The following is an 8,854-nucleotide window of genomic DNA, read 5'->3' on the forward strand; positions in this document are numbered from 1 at the left end:
TGACGCCTCAGAACAACCGCTGGTGCCAGTCAGTTGCGAAAATCAGCTGGCGAGTTCCGCGCGCAAGGGGTACATGCCGCCGTCGAGAATGACCTGGAGGCACACCCCCGTGGCAGGGTTCAGCAGGAGCGGAGCCATCAGGTTCACCGTGGTCTTCTCCGGCGAGGGGTTCACCACCACCAAAAGGGTTCCTTCCCCGGCTGCAGGGAGTCCCACGGACTCCAGAGCGAATGCCGGGATGGTGGGAGCGTAATCCGGAACATACACGGAGGCATCGGCAAGGAACATGCGCACCTGCGGCTCCTCCGCTTCCAGGGCAAACAGGCCCACGGCCCCCGGGATACCGCGCAAGGAGAACCCGCCGGCACCCTCCAGTCCGGGCATGGGCGCGGCAAACGTCAACGACTCGAAGGCCAGTGCCGTGCTCATCGCAGGAAGTCCATGAGCGTCGGCTGCAGGACCTTGGCGGTCACTGCGAGGGCCACTTGGTAGTTGGTCTCCTGCACCTTCAAATCCATGACTGCCTTTCCCAAATCCAGGTCTTCCACCCGCGACCTCTGGGTTTCCAGCGTAGCCTTCATCCCTTCCAGGGAATCCTGTGCCTGCCCCAGGCGTGTCTGCCGCATCCCGACGTCGGCCCGCCCGTCGATGACCGACTGGATGCGCTCACCGATCGCGGCCAAGCGCCCGTTGGGGTTGATGCCGGCCCGGATGTCCGCGACGACGTCGCTCACCACTGCGAAGACCGAGCTCGCGCCGCTACCGAAGATCGCGCCGCCGTCGGAATCCACCCGCACGGTCCGCGAGGCGTCAACGCGGCGTTCCACCGAACTGTTGGCGGTGCCGTTGAATACCGGGGGAGAGCCGTTGGTGAAGGCGCCGTCCGTGTCCGCGCTGCCGGCGAAGACGTTCCGGCCCAGGTACCTGGTGTTGGCTTGGGCCAGGAGGTCCTTGCCCAGGCCTTCGATTTCGACGGCGATCGCCTCCTTCGCGGAATCGTTCAGGGTGCCGTTGGCCACCTGGACCACCAAGTCCCGCACCCGGTTGAGGATGTTGGTGGACTGTCCCAAGGCCGTGTCGGCAGCCGCAAGCCAGCCGTTTCCGTCGCTGATGTTGCTGCCGTATTGGTTGGCCGCATTCAGCTGGCCCCGCAGGGCGATGGCCTGCGCGGCGCCTGCCGGATCGTCGGAAGGACGGCTGATGTTCTTGAGCGTGAGCGCACGGTCCTGCAGTTCGGCCAGCCGGGTTTGCGTCGACTGCAGGCTCCGCTGCGATGAAGCGGCCATCATGTGGGTGGTGACGCGGTTGAGCACGGCTTACCTTCCTACCAGTCCGGTGCGGTTGATCAGGACATCCAGGGCCTCATCGATGGCCGTCATCACCCTGGCAGCGGCCTGGTATGCGTGCTGGCCGGCGAGGAGGCTGATGTTTTCCTCGTCCAGGCTGACCCCGGCACCGGAGTTGCGCTGGCCGACGGCGGCAACTCCCGCCGCATCCGCAAGGTGCGCATGCTGTTGTGCTGAGCGCGAGGCCATGCCGATTCCGGACACTACTCCGCTCCAGAAAACGTCCGGCGATGCGGCCGAGGAGCCGGTTTGGGACAGTCTGTCGGCCAGGCTTCCATCGAGTGCGCCCGCACCTGCCGCGCCCGTGGCAATCCCGGCCGGGCTGCTTGGGACCACCCGGAGTGACAGGGCCACGGGAACGCCGGGCGTGCTGGCGAAGAAGTCGAGGTTGCCCGCGCCGGTACTGGACTGGCCGGTCCTGTGGATGGCATTGACCTCGTTCAGGAGCTGGGTTGCGAAGGCGTTGTACGACGCCGCTGCCTGGGCGATCGCGCCTCCGGTGCCATCGCCTGCGGCCGGTGCCAGCAGCGAGAGAGCTCCGGCGAGCTTGCCGCCGTCGAGGTTTACTGCGGCACCCGGGCGGTCTGCCCACTCCAACTGGACCGGCGTGGTGGCCGCGTCCATGCCCGTGGGGCCGGCCAAGCGGAGCTGGCGTACCGAGGTGCCGGACACCAAGGCGTTGCCGCCGATGAAAACGTCCGCGGTGCCGTCGGGGTTCTCGCGGACCGTGCCACCGGCCAAGGAGGCAATGGATTCGGTCAACTGGTTCCGGGCATCGATGAGTTCGTTCGCCGATCCTCCGGCCGCCACGGTCGAGCGGATCTGCGAGTTGAGGCTCGCCACCCGTCCTGCTGCTGCGTTGAGTTCCACCACCGTTGCAGCGGCTTCGCCACGGATACGACTCCACTGGGCGTCCAAAGCCTTGTAGCCTGCGGCGACGGTTTCCGTCACGGTAGCGGCGGCTTCAAGCAGGACCGACGCCGGCGCGGACTCGCCCGGGTGGTTCGCTACTCCCTGCCAGGATGCCCAGAAGGTGTGCAACGCCGTCGAGATGCCGTGCGCACCAGGCTCCTGCAGCGAGTCCTCAAGCCGCTGGAGTTCCGTTGACCGCAGGCCGGCGTATCCCGAGGCCGCAGCACTGTTGCGAACGCCGGCGTCCAGGAAGCTGTTGCCCAAGCGCGCGATGCCGTCCACCCGGACGCCCTGGCCCGCCTGGCCCACGCTGGAATGCAGGCCCACGGGCAGCGGAGTTCCGATCGCTGACTGTTCGATCCGCTGGCGGGTGTAGCCGGGAGTGGAGGAATTGGCGATGTTCTGGCCGGCCAGGTTGATGGCCTGTTGGGCCGCGGTGAGGCCCCGGTAGGCAGTGTTGAGTCCGCCGAATGTGCTCACTGTGCGTAGCCTCTCAGAGTTTCCGGTCGACGAGGTGGGCCGACGCGGAATCGCCCGTGCGGCCGTGGGAGTCATAGGTGCCGGCTGCGGGTTTCAAATCGGCGAGCGTTTCCTGGGTGGAACGGACCGCTGCGCGCAGGAACTGCTCGTTGGCGTCCCGGAGCTCCTTGATGGAGGCAGTTTGCTGCCGCATGGCGCCCAGGTGGGACATCAGCACCTCGGCCCAGGCAGGGTCGGGGGCAGCAGCGGCCAGTTCAGCCAATGAGCAGTCCGGGGACAGGCCCCATTGTTCCGCCACGGCTGCTATCTCCACGGCCCGGGCAAGACCGGCCTTTGAAACCCGCTCCAGGACCTGCTCCACTTCCCGGGTGCCATGCGGCAACCAACGGGATTTGCCGGCCGTCAGCAGCAGTTGCTCTTCTTCGAGCTTGAATGTCAGGAGATCCAGGAGCTCACGTTCGCGCCACAGGAGGGCTGACAGTTCATGGATGGCCACTGCGGTCGACTCCAGTTCTGAGTGGGGGATGGTTTGGGGGACGGGGTGCGTCCCCGGTAGCTCCCCCTTAGCTATCGGCCGCGGATGGCCAGGCGTTAGGCGGCCCCGTGGGCCAAAAGCTCTTGCGGATTTTTGCTAACGGCGTTCTGCTGCCCGCCGACTGTGGTCTGTGACGGCCCACGGATGGGCCGCCACACAGTAAGTCCAGATCACGGAGGAAAAATCATGGGCATGCAGATCAACAACAACCTGATGGCAAACAACGCTTACCGCAGCTTGAACGCCACGCAGGACACCCTGTCCAAGTCGATGGAGAAGCTCTCCAGCGGCCTGCGCATCAACCGTGCGGCTGACGACGCGGCCGGCCTTGCCATCTCGGAGGGCCTCAAGTCCCAGGTGAGCGGTTCGGCAGTTGCCGCCCGCAACGCCCAGGACGGCATCAGCATCATCCAGACCACGGAAGGTGCCCTCACCGAAGTCCACTCCGTTCTGCAGCGCATGCGCGACCTCGCAGTCCAGGGTGCTTCCGACACGAACAACGCCGACGCACGTGCGGCCATCAAGAAGGAAGCCGACTCCCTCGGCAAGGAACTGAACCGCATCACCGAATCCACCAACTTCAACGGCATCGACCTCCTCAAGGGCGGCGCCAAGAACATCCAGGTGGGTACCGCAGGTTCGGCCAACGACGTCATCTCCGTCAACCTCGGCGATGTCGCCACCGCCGTTGGCGCACTGGCTTCGGCAACCGGCTCAACGGACTTCGTGGTGACGGACAACGCTACCGCCCAGACCACGATCACGGCGATCGACACAGCCATCAAGGCAGTGTCCACCCAGCGTTCGGACCTCGGTGCAAGCCAGAACCGCCTGGACCACGCCATCAAGTCGCTGAACGTCGCCGGCGAAAACCTGCAGGCTGCCCAGTCCCGCATCGCCGACACGGACATGGCTGCGGAAATGGTCAAGTACACCAAGGCGAACATCCTGTCCCAGGCAGGTACCGCCATGCTGGCACAGGCCAACCAGTCCGGCCAGGGCGTCCTTTCGCTCCTGCGCTAAGGCTCGTCATGGACAGACGGCCGGCCAGGCCCCATCCTGGCCGGCCGTCGCTGGCAAGGGATTGACCGGACCGGGAAGGAGAACCTGTGACAACCGCTATCGACGGGCTCGCCAGTGGCCTGAACACCACCGCGATCATCAACTCGCTGATGTCGGTCGAGGCGCTGCCGCAGACCCAGCTCAAGACCAAGCTGGCCTCCAACCAGACCGTCATTTCCACCCTGCAGTCCCTCAACACCAAGCTCACCGCGCTCAAGGACCTTGCCGTCGCAGGGTCCACCACCGGCGCGCTGAACCTGTTCACTGCCACCAGCAGTCAACCTTCCGTCACGGCAAAAACCACGACGGCGGCCACTGCGGGATCGATCGACCTGACCGTAACGCAGCTGGCCCGGACGCAGGTAAACGTCACTGCGGCCATGGCCTCCTGGCCCACCGATGGCGGCGCCCCGGCACGACTGACGATCGTTGATTCCACGGGCAAGACGACCGAGATAGCTCCCACGGGTACTTCTTTGGATGACGTGGTTTCGGCCATCAACGCGGCGTCCGGTGGCGCCCACGCGGTGAAGGTTCCGGCGGGCAACGGCACATACCGCCTGCAGCTGACGGCTACCACGTCCGGTGCCGCCGGAGCCTTTACCGCCTACCAGGGCACGGCCGCCCAAGTGGCGGGCGGCACTGCGGTGGACCTCATGGCTGACCCGGCTGCCGCCGTCGTGAAGTCCGCGCAGGATGCCAAAGCGACGCTGTACGCGGGCACGGCCGCCGAACAGGTGCTGACCTCCGGAACGAACACCTTTGCCGATATCCTGCCCGGTGTTTCCGTGACGGCGTCGGCAGTGAGCACCGGTCCGGTGACCGTGACCGTCTCCAGTGACGTTCCCGGCATCACCAAGAAGGCCGGAGACCTGGTGACCTCCGTCAACGATGTCCTCAGCTTCGTTGCCATGTACAGCGCGGTGTCCAAAACCACCAACTCCAGCGGCGCGACCGTCCCCAAGGCAGGGATCCTGACCGGCAACAGCAGCGTGCGCGCCGTCAACGACCAGGTCCTCGCGGCACTGTCGCGGCCGGTTGACGAGAAGTCACCGGCCGAATACGGCATCGACATCACCAAGGACGGAAACTTCACGTTCGATTCCGCCAAGTTCTCCGCGGCGCTGGCCGCGGACCCGGCCGCCACGCAAGCCGCGGTACAGGCTTTGGCCGGGCGCGTGGCTGAAGCCGCGACGGCCGCTGCCGACCCCTACAGCGGTTCCATCTCCAGCCTCATCAAAGGCCGGGAATCCGAAGCCCGGGACCTCGGCACCCGGATCGCCGACTGGGACCAGCGCCTGGCAACCCGCCGCGCCACGCTCCAGGCCGTCTATACCAACATGGAGGTCCTGCTCGGCGGCCTCCAGTCGCAGTCCACCTGGTTGTCCGGGCAGATTTCCAGCCTCCCGAAGCAGTCCACAGGAGAATAGCCATGACCTACAGTGCACTCCGAGCGCAGCAGCTCTCGCGCTACAACGACGACGCCGTCCTCTCCGCGCCGCCCGCCCGCCTGCTCACCATGCTCTACGACCGGTTGCTGCTGGACTTGAAGCGTGCCAGGTTGGCGCAGGAAAACACCAACTGGGACGTTGCCCGTGAGAACCTGCTGCACGCCCAGGCGATTGTGGCCGAGCTGCAGTCCAGCCTGCGGGTGGAGCTGTGGGACGGGGCGGCTTCGCTTGCCGGCATCTACGAGTACGCCATGCAGGCCCTCATCGGTGCCAACATCTACCGTGACGTGGAACGGACCAAGGAATGCATCGAGCTCCTGGAGCCGCTGCGGCAGGGCTGGCATGAGGCGTCGGCGCAATTGACGGCGGGACCGGTTGCTTCCGGATCGGCGCTCGGTGTCGCCTGATTCCTGGCCTGACATCCTGGACAGGCTGGAAGCGGACATCGCCTTGGCAGTTTCCGGCGGTTTCCCTCCTCCATGGGAGCCGCCCGTTGATGCCGGACCGCTGCCTGCCGGATTGCTGCCGCGCGCCCTGCAGGTCCTGGAGGCGCAGGCCGACGCCCTTGACATGGTGGCGGCGATGAAGCACGACGCCGGGACGCACCTCGCGGCCCTCGCTGCAGTATCGCCCGCCCCGGGTTCCTCCCGGCCGCTGCTGCTCGACGTGCGCGGCTAACCTCCCCCCGCGCCCCCACCCAACTAGTACGAAAGTAGTGGTGGGTTAGGCTGCGGTGACCGGGGTGATGGTGACGTTGTAGCCGAGGTTGTTGAGTTGTTTGATGGCGTTGTTCTTGGCTCTGGTTGGGTTGATCCTGTTGAAGTGGTCGGCGCCGGGGTCGGTGTAGCACTCGCCGTTGCGGAGCATGTGCCAGGCCGCTGTGAGGATGGAGTGTTCGATGGCGACGAGGGCTTTGTTGGTTCCGGAACGGGCGGTGATGCGGCGGTATCTCGCGGCGAGGTAGGTGTTTTTGGATCGGGTCGCGGACATGGCCGCGGTGCCGAGTGCTGCTTTGAGGTATTTGTTGCCGGGCATGATGTGGCTGGATTTGATCCTGCCGGCGGATTCGTTGGCGCTGGGGCAGACCCCGGCCCAGGACGCGAGCCGGCCCGGGGTTTCGAACACGCTCATGTCAGCTCCGGTTTCGGCGATGATCACTTCGGCGACTCGTTGGGATACTCCGGGGATGGTGGCCAGGGCTTCCCTGGCCTCACGAAAGGGTTCCATCGCCTCCTCAATCCGTGCCGTGAGGGTATCGATGGTGCGGGTGCGGGCGTCGATCTGGTCCAGGTGCAGTCGTGCCATGAAGGCGTGGTGGGGTTTGAACCTGCCGGTGAGGGCGTCGACCAGTGCCGGGATTTTCGAGCGCAGCATTCCACGGGCCATCCCGGCCAGCACCTCGGGGTTCCGTTCGCCGTTGATGAGGGCTTCGAGCATGTCCCGGGAAGAGACCCCGGTCAGGTCTGAAACCACGGAAGAGAGTTTGATCCCGGAGCTTTCCAGGAACTTCTCCAGCCTTTGGATTTCCCGGGCCCGGTCGCGGGTGGCGATGGCGCGGGCCCGGGTGAGGTCCCGCAGTTCGCGGATGGGTTCGGGCGGCACGAATGATGCCCGCAGCAGCCCGTGCGCGGCCAGTTGGGCCAGCCACGCGGCGTCGGAGACATCGGTTTTGCGTCCCGGGATGTTCCGGGCGACTTTGGCGTTGACCAGCATCACCGGCAGGGTTTCTTCGAACAGGTAGAAGAACGGTTTCCAGTAATCGCTGGTCGCTTCCATCACCACAACAGTGACGTGTTCGCGTTCGAGGAACTCCCGAAGTTCCAGGATCGCGTGCGTGGTCGCGCCCCAGGTTGTGACCTTTGAGGTGTAGGTCCCTGCCCGTTCTCCGGGGACCCGCACGCAGACCTTCGCGTCGCGTTTGGAAATATCCATTCCCGCGGCCCGTTCATGAACAATGTCCATTCCAGCTTCCCTTCAATACATCCAGTTACCGGCGTCGTCTCGGGGAGGACAGGGAGAATATTCAGGAATCTAGTACCCGTGCTTGAAAGCAACAATCCACGGTTCCCGTGGAAGTCCTCCACGCCACGCTGGGTCACGGACTCAAGGCACCAAGTTGGGCCGGCGTTCACCGAGACGAACAATCCCATGATCAACCCGTATGGGCAGAGCCCACCAGAGCCCAGGCGAGCCAACCGCATACTTTCCCGGATCACGGCGCGCCGAAGGCACTCACACGCTGGGTCGCATTTGTGCGCGTTTTGAGCGCTCAAAACGCGCACAAATGCGACCCAGTTGGGTGCTAGGCGGGGGTGGCGAGGAAGCCTGATGGCAGACTGGGTTGCATGGCTGTTTCCGAAGAGATCACCACGCAACGCTCCTCTGTGGAGGCTTGGACCAGGGCCCTGGCAGAGTCCAGCGGCTCACCCGGCGGTGGAGCCGGGACCGGCGTGATGCTCGGCATCGCAGCCTCCTTGACGTCCATGGTTGCGGGGTACTCCGATAATGCCGGGGGTGACCTGCTGGAACGGGCACGCACCTTGCGGGAGACTGCCCTTCGTTTGGCGGACGAGGACGCGGTGGCGTCCAAGGCTTTCGGGGCGGCGTTCCGCCTGGATCCAGGACCGGAGCGTGAGGAGGCCATCCGCCAGGCGTCCGTGGAAGCGGCCAAGGCTTCTGCAGTGCTGGGTGACCACGCCATCGCAGCTATTGGGGACCTGGGCTGGCTGGCAGAGCACGGGAATCCCGCGTTGATTGCCGATGTCGTCGTAGCCTTTGGTGCCCTCAGGGCCGCGATTGCCGGAGCCCGGACCAATGTCAGCTTCGACCTTGCTGCCCTGGCGAAGGGTGGGACCTCGCTGGAGGAAGTACGTGCGGAGCACCCTGGGCTGTGGGAGACGGTGGGCCGGTTGAGTGGGGCGATGGAACAGATCGACGAATTGACCGCCCACGTGGACACCAGAGCAGCCCCGACCGACGCGTTGTGAAGCCTGCGCCGGGTTACAAAATTTATTGGGGATTCTCCTAACGTCCGATAGAGCGGTGTCGATAACTGTTGCTGAGCAGGG

General features: G+C 65.3%; 10 protein-coding genes. 5 read left to right on the forward strand and 5 right to left on the reverse strand.

Features of this window, described 5'->3' with window-relative positions:
* Window positions 1-42: 42 nt before the first annotated feature.
* From ACUYMZ_RS05450 to ACUYMZ_RS05465, 4 genes are read right to left on the reverse strand one after another with little or no spacing between them, the layout of a single operon-like run.
* The gene (locus tag ACUYMZ_RS05450; RefSeq protein WP_481602356.1) at window positions 43-429 is read right to left on the reverse strand and encodes a flagellar assembly protein FliW; all 387 of its coding nucleotides are present in this window, start codon (window positions 427-429) and stop codon (window positions 43-45) included.
* Window positions 426-1,313, reverse strand: a complete 888-nt coding sequence (flgL, locus tag ACUYMZ_RS05455) for a flagellar hook-associated protein FlgL (protein ID WP_481602357.1) — start codon at window positions 1,311-1,313, stop codon at window positions 426-428. The genes ACUYMZ_RS05450 and flgL overlap by 4 nt, the downstream gene beginning before the upstream one ends.
* Window positions 1,314-1,316: 3 nt before the next feature.
* Entirely contained in the window at window positions 1,317-2,738 is a 1,422-nt protein-coding gene (gene flgK, locus ACUYMZ_RS05460; protein ID WP_481602358.1) for a flagellar hook-associated protein FlgK, read from the reverse strand.
* Between the two features lie 13 nt (window positions 2,739-2,751).
* Complete coding sequence (locus ACUYMZ_RS05465) at window positions 2,752-3,234, reverse strand: flagellar protein FlgN (RefSeq protein ID WP_481602359.1); 483 nt, start codon at window positions 3,232-3,234, stop codon at window positions 2,752-2,754.
* A gap of 225 nt (window positions 3,235-3,459) precedes the next feature.
* Here ACUYMZ_RS05465 and ACUYMZ_RS05470 point away from each other — a divergent pair, with 225 nt between their 5' ends.
* The 4 genes from ACUYMZ_RS05470 (at window position 3,460) to ACUYMZ_RS05485 (ending at window position 6,464) form a co-directional block, all read left to right on the forward strand.
* Window positions 3,460-4,296: a flagellin N-terminal helical domain-containing protein gene (locus ACUYMZ_RS05470; RefSeq protein WP_426006115.1), complete on the forward strand. Its 837-nt coding sequence runs from the start codon at window positions 3,460-3,462 to the stop codon at window positions 4,294-4,296.
* A gap of 86 nt (window positions 4,297-4,382) precedes the next feature.
* Window positions 4,383-5,765, forward strand: a complete 1,383-nt coding sequence (gene fliD, locus ACUYMZ_RS05475) for a flagellar filament capping protein FliD (protein ID WP_481602360.1) — start codon at window positions 4,383-4,385, stop codon at window positions 5,763-5,765.
* A gap of 2 nt (window positions 5,766-5,767) precedes the next feature.
* Window positions 5,768-6,193 carry a flagellar export chaperone FliS gene (gene fliS, locus ACUYMZ_RS05480; protein WP_442424735.1) on the forward strand — a complete coding sequence of 142 codons (426 nt, stop codon included), beginning with the start codon at window positions 5,768-5,770 and terminating at the stop codon, window positions 6,191-6,193.
* The gene (locus ACUYMZ_RS05485) at window positions 6,183-6,464 is read left to right on the forward strand and encodes a hypothetical protein (protein ID WP_442424736.1); all 282 of its coding nucleotides are present in this window, start codon (window positions 6,183-6,185) and stop codon (window positions 6,462-6,464) included. Before fliS ends, ACUYMZ_RS05485 begins: the two co-directional genes overlap by 11 nt.
* Window positions 6,465-6,509: 45 nt before the next feature.
* On the opposite strand, the gene ACUYMZ_RS05490 is transcribed toward ACUYMZ_RS05485, so the two are convergent.
* Window positions 6,510-7,748 (reverse strand): IS110 family RNA-guided transposase, encoded by a 1,239-nt coding sequence (locus tag ACUYMZ_RS05490; protein ID WP_481602290.1) that lies wholly within the window; start codon window positions 7,746-7,748, stop codon window positions 6,510-6,512.
* Between the two features lie 383 nt (window positions 7,749-8,131).
* Between ACUYMZ_RS05490 and ACUYMZ_RS05495 the strand changes: the two genes are divergently transcribed.
* Entirely contained in the window at window positions 8,132-8,773 is a 642-nt protein-coding gene (locus ACUYMZ_RS05495; protein WP_481602361.1) for a cyclodeaminase/cyclohydrolase family protein, read from the forward strand.
* Window positions 8,774-8,854: the final 81 nt, after the last annotated feature.

It is taken from the genome of Arthrobacter sp. T572 (genome assembly GCF_056780115.1).